Origin of the sequence: Streptomyces sp. NPDC001914 (assembly GCF_042891215.1) — a bacterium.
Lineage (GTDB): Bacteria > Actinomycetota > Actinomycetes > Streptomycetales > Streptomycetaceae > Streptomyces.
Genome location: NZ_JBIASW010000010.1, coordinates 127,577 through 142,821 on the forward strand (window position 1 = coordinate 127,577; position 15,245 = coordinate 142,821).

At 70.7% G+C, this 15,245-nt stretch carries 11 protein-coding genes and 1 pseudogene; 5 read left to right on the forward strand and 7 right to left on the reverse strand.

Features of this window, described 5'->3' with window-relative positions; genetic code table 11:
• Positions 1-16: 16 nt before the first annotated feature.
• Positions 17-799, reverse strand: a complete 783-nt coding sequence (locus tag ACFYYF_RS27105; protein WP_361690687.1) for a TSUP family transporter — start codon at positions 797-799, stop codon at positions 17-19.
• A gap of 183 nt (positions 800-982) precedes the next feature.
• On the opposite strand from ACFYYF_RS27105, the gene ACFYYF_RS27110 reads away from it, so the two are divergent.
• Genes ACFYYF_RS27110 through nirD form a run of 3 tightly spaced genes read left to right on the forward strand, consistent with a single transcriptional unit; the run spans position 983 to position 5,288 of the window.
• Positions 983-2,293, forward strand: coding sequence for an NAD(P)/FAD-dependent oxidoreductase (locus ACFYYF_RS27110; protein WP_388780109.1), 1,311 nt, complete (start codon positions 983-985; stop codon positions 2,291-2,293).
• Complete coding sequence (nirB, locus tag ACFYYF_RS27115; protein ID WP_388780111.1) at positions 2,293-4,929, forward strand: nitrite reductase large subunit NirB; 2,637 nt, start codon at positions 2,293-2,295, stop codon at positions 4,927-4,929. Before ACFYYF_RS27110 ends, nirB begins: the two co-directional genes overlap by 1 nt.
• The gene (gene nirD, locus ACFYYF_RS27120) at positions 4,926-5,288 is read left to right on the forward strand and encodes a nitrite reductase small subunit NirD (protein ID WP_388780113.1); all 363 of its coding nucleotides are present in this window, start codon (positions 4,926-4,928) and stop codon (positions 5,286-5,288) included. Before nirB ends, nirD begins: the two co-directional genes overlap by 4 nt.
• Positions 5,289-5,500: 212 nt before the next feature.
• On the opposite strand, the gene ACFYYF_RS27125 is transcribed toward nirD, so the two are convergent.
• Both ACFYYF_RS27125 and ACFYYF_RS27130 read right to left on the reverse strand, forming a co-directional pair.
• A complete protein-coding gene (locus ACFYYF_RS27125; protein WP_388780115.1) occupies positions 5,501-6,433 on the reverse strand; it encodes an oxidoreductase in 933 nt (310 codons plus the stop codon).
• Between the two features lie 32 nt (positions 6,434-6,465).
• Positions 6,466-6,987 (reverse strand): hypothetical protein, encoded by a 522-nt coding sequence (locus ACFYYF_RS27130; protein WP_388780117.1) that lies wholly within the window; start codon positions 6,985-6,987, stop codon positions 6,466-6,468.
• Positions 6,988-7,602: 615 nt separating this feature from the next.
• Between ACFYYF_RS27130 and ACFYYF_RS27135 the strand changes: the two genes are divergently transcribed.
• On the forward strand, positions 7,603-8,253 hold the full coding sequence (locus ACFYYF_RS27135; RefSeq protein ID WP_388780119.1) for a DUF6082 family protein: 651 nt from the start codon (positions 7,603-7,605) through the stop codon (positions 8,251-8,253).
• 135 nt (positions 8,254-8,388) lie between these two features.
• A pseudogene (locus ACFYYF_RS27140) lies at positions 8,389-8,630 on the forward strand (NUDIX hydrolase); the annotation flags it as partial.
• A 110-nt stretch (positions 8,631-8,740) separates the two neighbouring features.
• Here ACFYYF_RS27140 and ACFYYF_RS27145 read toward each other — a convergent pair.
• The 4 genes from ACFYYF_RS27145 to ACFYYF_RS27160 all read right to left on the reverse strand — a co-directional run bounded on the left by ACFYYF_RS27145 (position 8,741) and on the right by ACFYYF_RS27160 (position 15,225).
• Complete coding sequence (locus tag ACFYYF_RS27145; RefSeq protein ID WP_388780121.1) at positions 8,741-8,872, reverse strand: hypothetical protein; 132 nt, start codon at positions 8,870-8,872, stop codon at positions 8,741-8,743.
• A gap of 40 nt (positions 8,873-8,912) precedes the next feature.
• The gene (locus ACFYYF_RS27150) at positions 8,913-10,391 is read right to left on the reverse strand and encodes a hypothetical protein (RefSeq protein WP_388780123.1); all 1,479 of its coding nucleotides are present in this window, start codon (positions 10,389-10,391) and stop codon (positions 8,913-8,915) included.
• Between the two features lie 247 nt (positions 10,392-10,638).
• The gene (gene ppdK / locus ACFYYF_RS27155; protein ID WP_388780125.1) at positions 10,639-13,380 is read right to left on the reverse strand and encodes a pyruvate, phosphate dikinase; all 2,742 of its coding nucleotides are present in this window, start codon (positions 13,378-13,380) and stop codon (positions 10,639-10,641) included.
• 618 nt (positions 13,381-13,998) lie between these two features.
• The gene (locus ACFYYF_RS27160) at positions 13,999-15,225 is read right to left on the reverse strand and encodes an ROK family protein (protein WP_388780127.1); all 1,227 of its coding nucleotides are present in this window, start codon (positions 15,223-15,225) and stop codon (positions 13,999-14,001) included.
• Positions 15,226-15,245: the final 20 nt, after the last annotated feature.

Below are 15,245 nucleotides of genomic sequence, written 5' to 3' on the forward strand. Positions count from 1 at the left end.
GTGCGGACCCGGGTGTTCAGGCGAGCCACTGCTGGTACGCCAGGTTCGCCACCAGCGCGAAGACCACCGTCAGCAGCACCGCCCGGACGAACCCGCTGCCCTGCTTGAGCGCGGTCCGCGCCCCGACCATCCCGCCCGCCAGGTTGAACACGGCCATCAGGGCGGCCAGCTCCCAGAACACCGTGCCCTTCCAGGCGAAGGTGGCGAGCGCGCCCGCGTTGGTGCAGCAGTTGACGATCTTGGCGGTGGCGGAGGCGGTCACCAGGTCGAGGTGGAGCAGCGCGGTGAGGGAGAGCACGAGGAACGTGCCCGTGCCGGGGCCGATGAGCCCGTCGTAGAAGCCGATGCCGAGGCCCGCCAGGCCGATCGCGGCGAGGACGCGGCGCGCGCTGACCGCGGTGGTCGGCGGCGCCGTGCCGAAGGCGGGCCGCAGGATGACGAAGGTGCCGACGGCGAGCAGGACGACCATGACGACCGGCTTCAGCACCTCGGTGCTCAGCCCGGCCGCGACGAACGCGCCCGCCGTCGACCCGGCGAGGGCCGCGACGCCGATCCGCACGGCCAGGCGCACGTCCACGGGTGTCTTGCGCGCGTACGTCACGGCGGCGCCCGTGGTCCCGACGATCCCGACCGCCTTGTTCGTGCCGAGCGCGTAGGCCGCGGGGAAGCCGGCGGGCATCCCGAGCAGCAGGGCGGGCAGCAGGAGCAGCCCCCCGCCGCCGACCACCGCGTCGATCCAGCCGGCCGCCAGGGCGGCGGCGCAGAGCACAAGAGTCATGGTCAGCGATATGTCGGGCATGATCGCGACCCTATGGGACGGATGCGTGCGCGCTGCACGGACCCCGGGAAGCTTGAGCGGTTCCAGAGGTTCGCGCCGCCTTCCCGGCCCTCACACCGCGGCCCCGCCCTCGCTGAGGGCAGCGTTCCTCCCGGGAAACAGAGGTGATGCCACCGGGTAACACCGGCACCGCACGGTGTGGTCATGACCTCGAATACGCGTGTGGTGGTGATCGGAGCCGGCCTCGCGGGCGTCCGGCTCGCCCGGCGGATCGGTGAGCTCGGCGGGTCCGCGCTGGTCGTCGGCGAGGAGGAGCACCGGCCCTACAACCGGGTGCTGCTCGCCGAGGTCCTGGCCGGACGCTACGAGCCGGAGGTGATCTCGCTCCCGGCCCCGCCGGAGCTGGTCCGTGCCCGGGTCACCGGCATCGACCGCCTCGCGCGGACCGTGCGCCGCTCGGACGGCACGGAGATCGCATACGACACGCTGGTCCTGGCCACCGGCTCCAACCCGGTGCTGCCGCCGCTGCGCGGCCTGTTCACGGACACGCACCACGAACTGCCCGAGGGCGTCCACGCGTTCCGCACCATGGACGACTGCCTGGGCCTGTCGAAGGCCGTCCGGCCGGGGGTACGGGCGGTCGTCGTCGGCGGCGGCCTGCTGGGCGTCTCGGCGGCCCGCGCGCTCGCCGTGCGCGGCGCCCAGGTGGTCCTCGCCCAGCAGGCCGAACGGCTCATGGAGCGCCAGCTCGACCCGAACGCCTCGAAGCTGGTGCTGCGGCACCTGTTGGACCTCGGCGTCGAGGTGCACACCGAGTGCCGGGTGCGGGACGTGCGCTGCCTGGGCGGCGCGGTCCGCTCGGTGGAACTGGCCGACGGCTACGCGCTCGACGCCGACCTGGTGGTGCTGGCCTGCGGGGTGCGCCCGCGCTCCGGCCTGGCCGAGGCGGCCGGGCTCGCCGTCCACAAGGGCGTCCTCGTCGACGACGAACTGCGCACCAGCGACCCGTACATCCGTGCCATCGGCGACTGCGCCCAGCACGACGGCACGCTCTACGGTCTCGCCGCACCCGCCCTCGAACAGGCGGACGTGCTGGCCGAACTGCTCGCGGGGAACGCGAACGCCCGCTACACCGGCACCCGTTCCCTGACCCGGCTCACCCTGACCGGACGGGACGACCCCGCGGGTCTCACCAACACGAGTCCCATCACCGCGGGTCCCACAACCACCGGTCCCGCCCGCTCCGGTCCCGGCCGCTCCGGGCTCGCGCCCTTCGACCTCGCCGCGTTCGGCGAGACCGAGCCGCGCCCCGGCGACGACGTCGTCCAGCTCGCGGACGCCACCCGTGGCACCTACCGCAAGGTCGTCGTCCGCGACGACCGTCTCGTCGGCGGGGTTCTCGTCGGCGAACTCGGCACCGTCGGCGCGCTCGCCCGCGCCTGGGAGGGAGCCGAGCCGCTCCCCGCCGGCGGCGCCCCTCTGCTCCACCTGCTCACCAACGACGGAGGCTCCTGATGACTGCCGCCCCGGGGGCCATCCCCACGATCGTTCTCGTCGGCCACGGCATGGTCGGTCAGCGTTTCCTCGAAGCGCTCGCCGAACGCGGCCTGACCGCCACGCACCGCGTGGTCGTGCTGTGCGAGGAACCGCGCCCCGCCTACGACCGCGTCGCCCTCACCTCGTACTTCTCGGGCAGGACCCCCGAGGACCTCTCCATGACCGACATGGAATTCATCCGCGAGCACGGCATCGAGCTGCGCGTCGGCGACCCGGCCGAGTCGGTCGACCGGGCCGCGCGCACCGTGACGGCCCGGTCCGGACTGACGGTCGGCTACGACACCCTCGTGCTGGCCACCGGTTCCTTCCCCTTCGTCCCGCCGGTCCCCGGCAAGGACGCCGAGGGCTGTTTCGTCTACCGCACGATCGACGACCTGCTCGCCATCGAGGCGTACGCGAAGGCGCGGGCGACGACCGGAGCCGTCGTCGGCGGCGGCCTGCTCGGGCTGGAGGCCGCGGGCGCGCTCCAGGGCCTAGGACTCACCAGCCACATCGTGGAGTTCGCGCCCCGGCTGATGCCCGTACAGGTCGACGAGGGTGGCGGGGCCGCGCTCCTGCGCACGATCGAGGAGATGGGCCTGTCCGTCCACACGGGGGTCGGCACCCAGGAGATCGTGGTCGGCGAGGACGGCGCGGTCACCGGGATGAAGCTCTCCGACGGCTCCGAACTCGCCACCGATCTGGTGGTGTTCTCCGCCGGTGTCCGCCCCCGCGACCAGCTGGCCCGCGACTGCGGTCTGACGGTCGGCGAGCGCGGCGGCATCAGCGTCGACGAGCAGTGCCGTACGGTCGCCGACCCTCGGGTGTTGGCGATCGGCGAGTGCGCGCAGGCGGCGGACGGCCGGGTCTACGGCCTGGTGGCACCCGGCTACGAGCAGGCGGAGACGGCCGCGGCGACCATCGCTCGGGACGAGAAGGCGTTCACCGGCGCGGACCTGTCCACCAAGCTCAAGCTCCTCGGTGTCGACGTGGCGTCCTTCGGCGACGCGCACGGCACCACCGAGGACTGTCTGGACGTCGTCTACTCCGACTCCCGCGCGGGCCTGTACAAGAAGCTGGTCATCGGCCGGGACGGCACGCTGCTCGGCGGCATCCTGGTCGGCGACGCGGAGGCGTACGGCACGCTGCGCGCGTTCACCGGCTCGGTCCCGCCGGTCTCCCCCGAGTCCCTGGTCCTGCCGGCGGGCGCGGGCGCCCCGGCCCAGCTCGGCCCCTCCGCGCTGCCGGACGAGGCGGTCATCTGCTCCTGCCACAACGTCACCAAGGGTGCGATCCGCGGCGCGGTGACCGAGCACTCGTGCACCACCGTCCCCGAGGTCAAGAAGTGCACCAAGGCCGGTACGGGGTGCGGCAGTTGCGTCAAGGTGCTCGGCCAGCTCGTCACCGCCGAGCTGGAGGCGAGCGGCGTCGAGGTCGACAAGGGCCTGTGCGGCTGCTTCGGGCAGACCCGCGAGGAGCTGTACGAGATCGTCCTGGCGCTGAGGATCACCTCGTACCGCACGCTGCTGGACCGGTACGGCCGTGAGGACGCCCGGGGCGGTGACGGCTGCGAGGTCTGCAAGCCGGCGGTCGGCTCGATCATCGCCTCCCTCGCGCCCACCATCGGCGCCGACGGCTACGTCCTGGAGGGCGAACAGGCCGCGCTCCAGGACACCAACGACCACTTCCTCGCCAACCTCCAGAGGAACGGCTCGTACTCGATCGTGCCGCGCATCCCCGGCGGCGAGATCACTCCCGAGAAGCTCATCGTGATCGGCGAGGTGGCAAGGGACTTCGGGCTCTACACGAAGATCACCGGCGGTCAGCGGATCGACCTGTTCGGCGCCCGGGTGGAGCAACTGCCGCTGATCTGGGCGCGGCTGGTGGACGCCGGCTTCGAGTCCGGGCACGCGTACGGCAAGTCGCTGCGGACGGTGAAGTCCTGCGTCGGGCAGACCTGGTGCCGGTACGGCGTGCAGGACTCGGTCCGGATGGCGATCGACCTGGAGCTGCGCTACCGGGGCCTGCGGTCCCCGCACAAGCTGAAGTCGGCGGTGTCGGGCTGCGCCCGCGAGTGCGCGGAGGCCCAGTCGAAGGACTTCGGCGTCATCGCCACCTCCAACGGCTGGAACCTGTACGTCGGCGGCAACGGCGGAGCGACCCCGCGCCACGCGGACCTGCTGGCGCAGGACCTGTCGGACGCCGAACTGGTCCGGCTCATCGACCGGTTCCTGATGTTCTACATCCGCACCGCGGACCGCCTGGAGCGCACCTCGACCTGGCTGGAGCGGATTCCCGGCGGCCTGGACCACGTCCGCGAGGTGGTCGTGGAGGACTCGCTCGGCATCTGCGAGGAGCTGGAGTCGCTGATGACCGCGCATGTCGCGAACTACCGGGACGAGTGGGCCGAGACCATCAACGACCCCGAGAAGCTGAGCCGGTTCGTGTCCTTCGTGAACGCCCCCGACACCCCGGACCCGGTCGTCGGCTTCGTCCCCGAGCGCGACCAGATCAAGCCCGACCTGCCCCTGCTGACCATCGGCACCCGTCCCCAAGCTCTCGGCTCCGCTCGAGCAGGGGAGACCCCATTCCTGGAAGGAAGTGCCCAGCGATGACCCTGGCGCCCGAGACGAGCCGGACCACGACCGCCCGGACCATCCAACTCCTCCTTGGGGAGGAATGGTTCACGGTCTGCGAACTGTCGCTGCTGACACCGGGGCGGGGCGTGGCCGCCCTCCTCCCGGACGGCCGCCAGGTCGCCCTGTTCACCGACCGCGCGGGACGTTCGTACGCGATCGACAACCGTGATCCGTTCACCGGGGCGGCGGTGCTCTCCCGCGGCCTGACCGGCACCCACCGGGGCCGCCCGTTCGTCGCCTCCCCGCTGCTCAAGCAGCGCTTCGACCTGGAGTCCGGGCAGTGCCTGGACGACGAGGAGGTGCGGGTGGCGACGTACGAGGTACGGGCCGCCTGAACCGGGCGGGTCCGGACGTCCGGGCCGGGGGCGGCCCGCGCCTGGTCAGGGCGGGCCGCCCCACTCAAGGAGCCCGACCGGGGAGCCCGGTCGGGGGGCCCGGTCGGGGGGCCCGGTCGGGGGGCCCGGTCGGGGGGCCCGGTCGGAGAGCCTGACCGGAGAGCCCGGCCGGGGAGCCTGACCGGAGAGGCCGGTCGGGGAGCCCGGTCGCGTCAGCCCTTGAGCCCCTCGTAGACGACGCCCGTCAGCCGCTCCGAGGCGGTCCAGAGCAGCTCCGCCCGGGTGTCGTCCCGGGTCCGGCCGGCCCGCCAGGACGTCGCGGGCGAGCCGCGCCACATCGCGAAGGAGGGTCCGACGAAGGTGTCGGGCTGCACTCCGGGTGCGGTGGCCGCGTACAGCGTCGGCAGCGCCCCGGCCTCGGCGCTCTGCCCGAGGACGCGGTTGCCGATCTCCATCAGCCGCTCGGCACCCTTGCGCCCCTCCAGCCGGGGCCCGGCGGTCTGCAGGTCGGTGGAGGCGTACCCGGGGTGCGCCGCGGCCGCGACGACGTCGGACCCGGTGACGGCGAGACGCCGCGCGAGCTCGTGCGTGAAGAGGAGGTTGGCGCTCTTGGACCGGCCGTAGGCGACCCACTTGCGGTAGGTCCCCTTCTCGCCGCGGGCGAGGTCGTCGGGATCGACGTCGGCCAGGACGTGCATCATGCTCGACACGGTGACGATCCGCGCGCCGGGGGTCTTCGCGACGAGCGGGAACAGCAGCCCGGTGAGCGCGAAGTGCCCCAGGTGATTGACCCCCGACTGCGTCTCGAACCCGTCCGCGGTTCTCCCGTACGGCAGCGCCATCACGCCCGCGTTGTTCACGAGCAGGTCGAGACGGTCGTACGAGAAGGAGCGGGCGAACTCCCGCACGGACGCGAGGTCCCCGAGGTCGAGACGGCCGAACTCCACCTCGGCGCCGGGCACTTCGGCGGCGATCCGCTCGGCCGCCGCCCCGCCGCGCGCCTCACTGCGACAGGCGAGCACCACCCGGGCCCCGGCGCGCGCCAGTTCGCGGGCGGTGACGAACCCCAGCCCGCCGTTGGCCCCGGTGACGACGGCCACCCGCCCCCGCTGCCCGGGTATGTCCTTCACGCCCCAGCCGCCCATGCCCCCACTCCTCCCACTGCCTCGCCCCCACCCTACGAGCGCCGGTCCAGCCGGAACATCTCGCGGGCCGTGAACGCGGCGCAGGCCCCGAAGGCGGCGACGCAGCCCGCGAGCGAGAGCAGAACGCGCTGCTCGTTCTCGACGACGGCCTCGTATCCGGCCTTGGTCACCTCGATGCGACCGCGGTCGCCGGAGACCTTCGAGGCGTAGTACCGGCCTGCCAGGGCCTCCGGTTCCTGGTAGAGGAGGTCGCCGTGGACCACCGACAGGACGAGCGCCGTGGCGGCCGTCAGCAGCAGCGCGACGAGCGCCCTGCGCAAGGGCCGGCGCAGCTCCCGGAAGGCCGGCCACAGCTCGGCCTCCACGTCGTTCAGCCGCAGCCGCACCACGAGGGCGGCCGGCACCAGGACGACGGCCCCGATCACGGTCAGGGCGGCCCACCCGGTGCCGTCCACCGGCGACGGGCCCGGCAGCCAGGTGACCGCGACGAACAGGAGAAGGGCGACGGCGAGCACCGCCGCGAACACGCTGTGCACCCTGAAGGATCCACTCACGCCCGGAGAGTCGCACACACGTCCGACCCCCGCCGCCCTTTTCCCCGAACCGGCGCCCGCCTGCGGTGATCAGCCCCAGATGTCGTAGTACTGGAAGCCGTTGCCGACCGAGACCCGCGGCGCTGGTGGCCAACAGCGGAGGCCGAAGGTGCGCGAGCGCCTTCTCGACCTGGGAACTCAGGTCGCCCCCCGCCTGAAGAGATTCGAACGATGTCGATTCTGGTACAGAAACGGCCAGGCAAGCGGCCCGCTGCACAAACGGAGGTCACTCAACTCGTGCACCAGCCCTCGCGATGCACTGAACGCACGGAAGGCTACTCACCACGAGATCGACGTCACCAAGATGCTCAGATGAGCGCCCCTCGGTAAGTGCAGCAGCGACTCTGGCTCGATCGGCCAGAACACGTTGATCGCGGTATTCACAACGGGTGCCGCAACGTCGATACTGAGGCTAGTTGCGCATCATTTAGACAGTTTGACACTTCCTCAGGGAGACAGAAAGTGAATGCACCAGCAATATCTAGAATTGCGCACGACTGGAAGAGTCCCCTCTCAAGCTTTTGGCTACCCCGCCCGCTGGCCGTGTTTCCCGAGCCTGAGCGACATGGCTAATCTATGAACAAGGGGCGACGCATTTCACAGTGGGCACCTTGGGTGGCCGCATGCACGGGCATCACGATCCTGACTTTCGCAATTCCTTTCATTTTAACCCTTGCAGCTCCCAACGAAATGAAATGGGGACTGTTGAGTGATATCAGTCAGACATATGGTGCGGTATCGATACCACTCTCTGGTGCAGCACTATTAGGGATTGCATGGTCTCTTATTTTGCAGGCGCGGCAGCTTCGAATTGAGAACGCGGATAGATCTCGCTCCTCCCTACGCGAACTGCTCCTACAGTCTGTCGAGGACCCTGCGTTGCTGGTTTGCTGGGAGCCTCCCATGTATCCGATGACACGCGAGGAGTATCGTCGCACAGCATTCCTTAGCGCAATCTACAATGGATGGCGCGCTGAGCATGCCAATGGAATGATATCCGATGACATTCTGCGTTACGCAGCGGTGCGCACGATGCGCGGCGAAGCTGGACGCAACCATTGGAAGAACACAAGGGCCGTTTGGCATACCGAGGCTTCCAGCAGCGACAGGAAGTTCCGAAGGTTCGTCACGATCATGGATGAAGCGCTCAACATAGCCGAGGCGGAAGGACCACCTGTCGGCCTGGGAGATTATTTCCTCCCTGATCAAATCCGGCAGGAACCGTAACTGGCCTTCTCAACTTACCTCCGGAGTTCCCGTCCGCTTAACGCCCGGAGAGTCCGAGTCGACAGCCGTGACCATGCAGCGGGAAGACAAAGGAACCGACACCGCGATGACGGAAGGGTTTGAAACGCACTCATCATCGTGGGGTTCTACACCGACCCTTAGCACGTTACTGCCTACGACAACGGCGAAGTTGGGCAACAGTCCTCCATCTGCTTCCGGGCCCACCCGATCGGCGGTTCTCTAGAGACGTGCAGCGAATCGAAGGAGGTCCGCTAGAAATTGATCCGGCGGACCTTGACGGGTTGGATATCCACCCTTCGATGCTGTGCATCCGGCACGGTCTCGATTACGCGCGGGAAGAACCCTACATTGGCTGACCGCCAACGGAGGCGTCCGTCATCCGGTCCCCGACACGTTCGACGCGGGATGGATCTCGGGGCCGCGCGCTGGATGAAGCGCCCGACGATTGTGTGCGACCGGCTCCGGGCTATGTGAAGCCGGGCGCGCTCCAGCCCTCGGGGACCATGGCCCCGATCCTGGGGCCGGGCTGCATCGTGTCGGCGTTGAGCATGTCGTCGTGGGTGCGGCTGCTGCCGCGACCCTCACCGGCGGCTTCCATTCCTGACCCGACCAGGCGCTTCGCGACCCCGGACGACGTGTCAGTTCCCGCCGCGGGACCGGCGGAAGAGCGCTACGGCCACACCGCCGGCCAGCAACAGCGCCCCGGCCGCCCAGGCGGTCCAGCCGCCCCATCCGGTGCCGGTCAGCGGTCCGGACCCTGCGGAAGGGCCGCCCGAGCCGTCCTGTGCCAGCCGCAGGGTCAGCGCCGCGCTGTCGTTGGAGGCGTCGGGGTCGAACCCCTCGAAGAATTCCTCCGTGTGGATCTGGCCCGTGGAGACGGCCGGGGTTCGGGGGCCGATGGCGACGGTGAACGGCAGGACGTGTCTGTCTCCCGGGGCGGGGTCGGTGAACGCGCACTCGTAGGTGGTCCAGCCCAACCGGGGGCCGTGGTACGACCCGTCCGTGCCCGGCGGGTAGCAGTTGCGCGGGATCTTCGTGGCCTTCGTGCCCGGCGGCAGCTTGACGAGGACCTCGAGGGCGACGTCGTCGTCGAGGAGGTCCTCCACCAGCGCCGGCCCCCGGTCGACCACGGTGGCGTGCAGCGTGGCGTGACCGCCGCGCCGCCCGGTGGCGGTGTCCCCGGTGACGGCGAAGTCGGCGTGGTTGACGCTGTCGACGTAGGTGACGAAGGACGGCTCGTGGTTCCCGTCGGACGGCACCGCGCCGTCGGGGACCAGGGTCAGCGGGGTCCCGGGGCCGTTCACCGGGGCGGCGTCGGCGAGCGGGGTGACGACGTAGTAGATCTCGTCGTGCAGGGCCTCGTCGCCGACCTCGACCCGCAGCGGCGACGACAGCGCGTACCGCCGGCCGGGCTCCACCGGGGTGGGGAAGTCGCACAGGGTCTCGTGCACGATGTGCCCACCGCGGCCGCTCGCGGACACGTCGCGGCAGTTGGCCCAGGAGCCCTGGAGGTGCAGCCCGGCGGTGGTGTCGATCCGCAGCTCCACCCCCTTGGCGGCCGGGAGTCGGCCGGTGTTCCACACGTCGAGCGGAAAGGTCAGCATGTCGCCCGGCACCTGGTCCAGCCGCTCGGCGGACTCGCTCACCTTCAGCTGCGTCTTGCCGTTGGTCAGGGTGACGTGGTCGCCGGTGACGGTGGCGTCCGACGCCGTGCCGGAGACGGTCAGGGTGCCGCTGCTGCCGATGGCCGCACCGGGCTTCGGGACCAGCGTGATGGCGTGGGAGTCCGAGGTGGCGGACGCCAGGTCCAGTGTGCAGAGGTTGCCGTCGCAGTGCTCCGACGGTGCCGGCTCGGCGAAGTCGGCCACTCCGGACAGGTCGACGGTCAGGTGGACGTGGTGTGCCGCGCCCTCGCCGGCCACCTTCCACCGGTAGGCCACGAACACGTTCGCCGGCTCCGTCCCGATGAAGAGCTCGTGCTCGACGAACTTGACCGTCATCCCTCGTACGCCGTCCGCCGCGTCGGCGCGGGCCGGCCCCGTGCCGAACAGCCCCGCCATCAGCGCCACCGCGCACGCCGCCGCCGCGACCGCGCGTATCCATGATCGTCGTGCCATCCGGCCGAAACCCTCCCCATGCGCCGGGAGGGTCCCGGCCCTCCGTGCTGCACACGTGTGACCCACGGGGTCCGGAAAGGGTTGCGGCGGCCGTGCTCAGGTGTCGCTCGGCAGCCCCCCGCTACCCACGCCCGAAAGGGCGACACCCCCGCACAGGGTGTCGCCCTTTCTCGTGGGCCGGAGCCGCCGCCCATCGGTCTTGAGGGTCGGGGACAGGCGGCGGCTCCGGGGTCGGTGGCTCTCGGGGCTAGCGGTGGTCGCTGCCCTTCGAGCTGGAGGCCGCCCGGCCCGCTTCCAGGCGGGCGACCGGGATGCGGAACGGGGAGCAGGAGACGTAGTCGAGTCCCACCTCGTGGAAGAAGTGGACCGACTCGGGGTCGCCGCCGTGCTCGCCGCAGACGCCGAGCTTCAGGTCGGGGCGCGTCGCGCGGCCCGCCTGCACCGCGGACTTCACCAGGGAGCCGACGCCGTCCTTGTCGATCGTCTCGAACGGGCTGACGCCGAAGATGCCCTTCTCCAGGTACGCAGTGAAGAAGGAGGCCTCCACGTCGTCGCGGCTGAAGCCCCACACCGTCTGGGTGAGGTCGTTGGTGCCGAAGGAGAAGAACTCCGCCGCCTCGGCGATCTGGCCGGCCGTCAGCGCGGCGCGCGGCAGCTCGATCATGGTGCCGATCGCGAGCTTGAGCTGCACACCGGTGGCCGCCTCGACCTCGGCGATGACCTGGTCGGCCTCCTCGCGGACGATCTCCAGCTCCTGGACGGTGCCGACGAGCGGGATCATGATCTCCGCGCGCGGGTCGCCCTTGGCGTTCTTGCGCTCGGCGGCCGCCTCCGCGATGGCCCGCACCTGCATGGTGAACAGGCCGGGGATGACCAGGCCGAGACGCACACCGCGCAGGCCCAGCATCGGGTTCGCCTCGTGCAGGCGGTGCACCGCCTGGAGCAGGCGCAGGTCGTTCTCGTTGGCGTCCTTGCGGGACTCGGCGAGCGCGACGCGCACCGACAGTTCGGTGATGTCCGGCAGGAACTCGTGCAGCGGCGGGTCCAGGAGCCGGACCGTGACGGGCAGGCCGTCCATCGCCGAGAACAGCTCCACGAAGTCCTTCTTCTGGAGCGGCAGGAGCGCCTTCAGCGACTCCTCGCGCTCGGACTCCGTGTCCGCGAGGATCAGCCGCTCGACCAGCTCGCGGCGGTCGCCCAGGAACATGTGCTCGGTACGGCACAGGCCGATGCCCTGGGCGCCGAAGCGGCGGGCACGCAGCGCGTCCTCGGCGTTGTCGGCGTTGGCGCGGACGCGCAGGCTGCGCTTGCGGTCGGCGAACGCCATGATCCGGTGCACGGCCTCGACCAGCTCGTCGGCGTCGTTGGCGCCCGCGTGCATCCGGCCCTCGAAGTACTCCACGACCGGGGACGGGACGACCGGGACCTCACCGAGGTACACCTTGCCGCTGGAGCCGTCGATCGAGATGAGGTCGCCCTCCTCGACGACGTGCCCGCCGGGCACGGTCATCCGGCGGCGCTTGGTGTCGACCTCCAGCTCCTCGGCGCCGCAGACACAGGTCTTGCCCATGCCGCGGGCGACGACGGCCGCGTGGGAGGTCTTGCCGCCGCGCGAGGTGAGGATGCCCTCGGCCGCGATCATGCCGTCCAGGTCGTCGGGGTTCGTCTCACGGCGGACCAGGATGACCTTCTCGCCGGAGCGGGACCACTTGACCGCGGTGTACGAGTCGAAGACCGCCTTGCCGACCGCGGCGCCCGGCGAGGCGGCGATGCCGCGGCCGACCTGGGCGACCTTCGCGTCCTCGTCGAAGCGCGGGAACATCAGCTGCGCGAGCTGGGCGCCCGTCACCCGCTGGAGCGCCTCGGCCTCGTCGATCAGGCCCTGGTCCACGAGCTGCGTGGCGATGCGGAAGGCCGCGCCCGCCGTGCGCTTGCCGACGCGCGTCTGGAGCATCCAGAGCTGGCCGCGCTCGATGGTGAACTCGATGTCGCAGAGATCCTTGTAGTGGTTCTCCAAGGTCTCCATGATCTGCATGAGCTGGTCGTACGACTTCTTGTCGATCGACTCCAGCTCGGCGAGCGGGACCGTGTTGCGGATACCGGCGACGACGTCCTCGCCCTGGGCGTTCTGGAGGTAGTCGCCGTAGACGCCCTGGTGGCCGGAGGCGGGGTCGCGGGTGAAGGCGACGCCGGTGCCGGAGTCGGGGCCGAGGTTGCCGAAGACCATCGAACAGATGTTGACGGCCGTGCCGAGGTCGTGCGGGATGCGCTCCTGGCGGCGGTACAGCTTCGCGCGGTCGCCGTTCCAGGAGTCGAAGACCGCCTTGATGGCGAGGTCCATCTGCTCGCGCGGGTCCTGCGGGAAGTCCCGGCCGGCCTCGGTCTTGACGATCTTCTTGAACTTGGTGACGAGCTTCTTGAGGTCGGCCGCCTCCAGGTCCGTGTCGACGGTGACCTTCTTGAGCTCCTTCGCCGCGTCCAGCGCCTCTTCGAAGAGCTCGCCGTCCACGCCGAGGACGGTCTTGCCGAACATCTGGATGAGGCGGCGGTAGGAGTCCCACGCGAAGCGGTCGTCGCCGGCCTGCCGGGACAGACCCAGCACGGACTTGTCGGAGAGCCCGATGTTCAGGACGGTGTCCATCATGCCGGGCATGGAGAACTTGGCCCCGGAGCGGACGGAGACGAGCAGGGGGTCGTCGGCCTGGCCAAGCTTCTTGCCCATCTTGGCCTCGAGGGCGTCGAGGTGCGCACTCACCTCGTCACGCAGTGCCGCCGGCTCGTCGCCACTGTCGAGGTACGTCTTGCACGCCTCGGTGGTGATGGTGAAGCCGGGCGGGACGGGGAGACCCAGGTTGGTCATTTCGGCGAGGTTGGCACCCTTGCCCCCGAGCAGGTCCTTGAGGTCCCTGTTGCCCTCGGTGAAGTCATAAACGAACTTCGCTCCACCAACGCCGCTTTCGGCTACGTGGGGATCTTTGTTTTCCGACACGAGTCTCGACTCCTCGACGTCGCGGTGGCTGCCCTGACGACGGGGAACATACCCAGATCGAAGGCGCATGGGTACGTCCACTTGCGCGTCATGTGCCTGTAACCACTCGTCCGCCACCAGATCCAAAGTCAAAGCTTGGCAAGCCATCGGAGACCGATGTTTTCACTTCTTGAACGCAACACCGCACACGGACCACTCCGAGCGCTCAGGTGAGCGGACTTCGGCACGCCTGAGTTCAATCGATGAACGATCATCGAGTGGCACTGAGTGCCACCCCTTAGGGAAGTGCAGTCGCGCAAGATCCGCTCATCTGAGCGTGACCCCTATCAAGGGTGGCGAGAATCACGCCGCCAGGAGGAGCCGGATTTCATCATGCGGACCACGATCCGGGCACGACACACGGAGATACGGGCACGACACGCGGACGTCTCACACGGATGCCCCACGGGGATGCCCCACACGGACGCCACGCGCGGAGGCCCGGTACGGGACACCCGGCTCGGACGCCACGCGCGGAGGCCGGACACGGAAACCCCGCGGTACGGACGCCACGCGCGAAGGCCCGGCACGGACGCCCCGGCACGGACGCCACGCACGGAGCCCGGCACGGACGCCCGGTCACACGCCGAGCGCCGCCAGCCGCTCCTCGGCCCGCTCCGGCGCGTACAGGTACTCCACGACCAGCGCACCCGCGCCCACGAGCCCGGCCCGCTCCCCGAGCCGGGAGGTCACCACGTCCAGATGAGCGGTGGAGCGCGGCAGCGCCCGCTGGTACAGCAGCTCCCGGACGCCCGTGAGGAACGGGGTGCCGGCCAGGTCCCCGGCGATCATCAGCACCCCCGGGTTGAGCAGGGTCACCACGGTGGCCAGGACGTCCCCGACCTGCCGGCCCGCCTCGCGCGCGAGCGCCGTCGCCTCGGGGTGCCCGGACGCCAGCAGCTCGCGCACGTCCGAGCCGGACGTGGCCGGGACCCCGGACTCCGCGAGCCGGCGCGCCACCGCGCCGCCGCTGGCGACGGCGGCCAGACAGCCGTACGAGCCGCACCGGCACAGCGCGTCCGCGCCCACCCGGATGTGCCCGATGTCGCCGGCGCCGCCGTCGATGCCCCGGTAGACGGTGCCGCCGACGACCATGCCCGCGCCGATACCGGTGGAGACCTTGACCAGCGCGAAGGCCGAGCAGTCCGGATAGCCGGCGCGCTGCTCCCCGTACGCCATGAGGTTGGCGTCGTTGTCGACGAGCACGGGCACACCGGAGGCGCCGGTGCCCGCGTGCTCGGCGAAGGCGCGGCCCAGCCGGCCCCGTATGTCGTAGCCGTCCCAGCCCGGCATGATCGGCGGCTGGACCACGCGGCCGGTCTCGCTGTCGACGGGGCCCGGCACCGCGAGCCCGATCCCGCAGACGGCGTCCGCGCTCCGGCCGGACTTCGCGACCAGCTCGGCGAACCAGCGCCCGAGTTCGCCGAGGACCGCCTCGGGCCCGTCGTCGACGACCAGGGGGCCCGCGTGCTCGGCGAGGATCTCACCGGTCAGGGTGAGGACGGCGGCGCGGCCGTGCCGGGTGTCGAGGTCGGCGGCGAGGACGACGGCGTGCCCGTCGTCGAACTCCAGGGTGATGGAGGGGCGTCCGCCGAGCGGTGAGTCGACGGGACCGCCCGCCCCCTCACGGAGCCAGCCCGCGCGGAACAGCCGGTCAAGGCGCTGGCCGACCGTGGCCCGCGACAGACCGGTGGCCCGCTGGAGCGCTCCGCGCGTGGTGGCCCGGCCGCTGCGCACCAGTTCGAGCAGCTCTCCGGCGCTTGCCTGGTTCCCGGTCCTCACGGCCAATCCCCGCCTTTCCGTCATGCGCACCCTCTTGCGTTCCC

What these genes read in the sequence shown, in the direction of transcription:
- ACFYYF_RS27105 (WP_361690687.1), bottom strand. Translation starts at nt 799, where the DNA reads ATGCCCGACATATCGCTGACCATGACTCTTGTGCTCTGCGCCGCCGCC.
- ACFYYF_RS27110 (WP_388780109.1), top strand. Translation starts at nt 983, where the DNA reads ATGACCTCGAATACGCGTGTGGTGGTGATCGGAGCCGGCCTCGCGGGC.
- nirB (WP_388780111.1), top strand. Translation starts at nt 2,293, where the DNA reads ATGACTGCCGCCCCGGGGGCCATCCCCACGATCGTTCTCGTCGGCCAC.
- nirD (WP_388780113.1), top strand. Translation starts at nt 4,926, where the DNA reads ATGACCCTGGCGCCCGAGACGAGCCGGACCACGACCGCCCGGACCATC.
- ACFYYF_RS27125 (WP_388780115.1), bottom strand. Translation starts at nt 6,433, where the DNA reads ATGGGCGGCTGGGGCGTGAAGGACATACCCGGGCAGCGGGGGCGGGTG.
- ACFYYF_RS27135 (WP_388780119.1), top strand. Translation starts at nt 7,603, where the DNA reads ATGAACAAGGGGCGACGCATTTCACAGTGGGCACCTTGGGTGGCCGCA.
- ACFYYF_RS27145 (WP_388780121.1), bottom strand. Translation starts at nt 8,872, where the DNA reads ATGGAAGCCGCCGGTGAGGGTCGCGGCAGCAGCCGCACCCACGACGAC.
- ACFYYF_RS27150 (WP_388780123.1), bottom strand. Translation starts at nt 10,391, where the DNA reads ATGGCACGACGATCATGGATACGCGCGGTCGCGGCGGCGGCGTGCGCG.
- ACFYYF_RS27160 (WP_388780127.1), bottom strand. Translation starts at nt 15,225, where the DNA reads ATGACGGAAAGGCGGGGATTGGCCGTGAGGACCGGGAACCAGGCAAGC.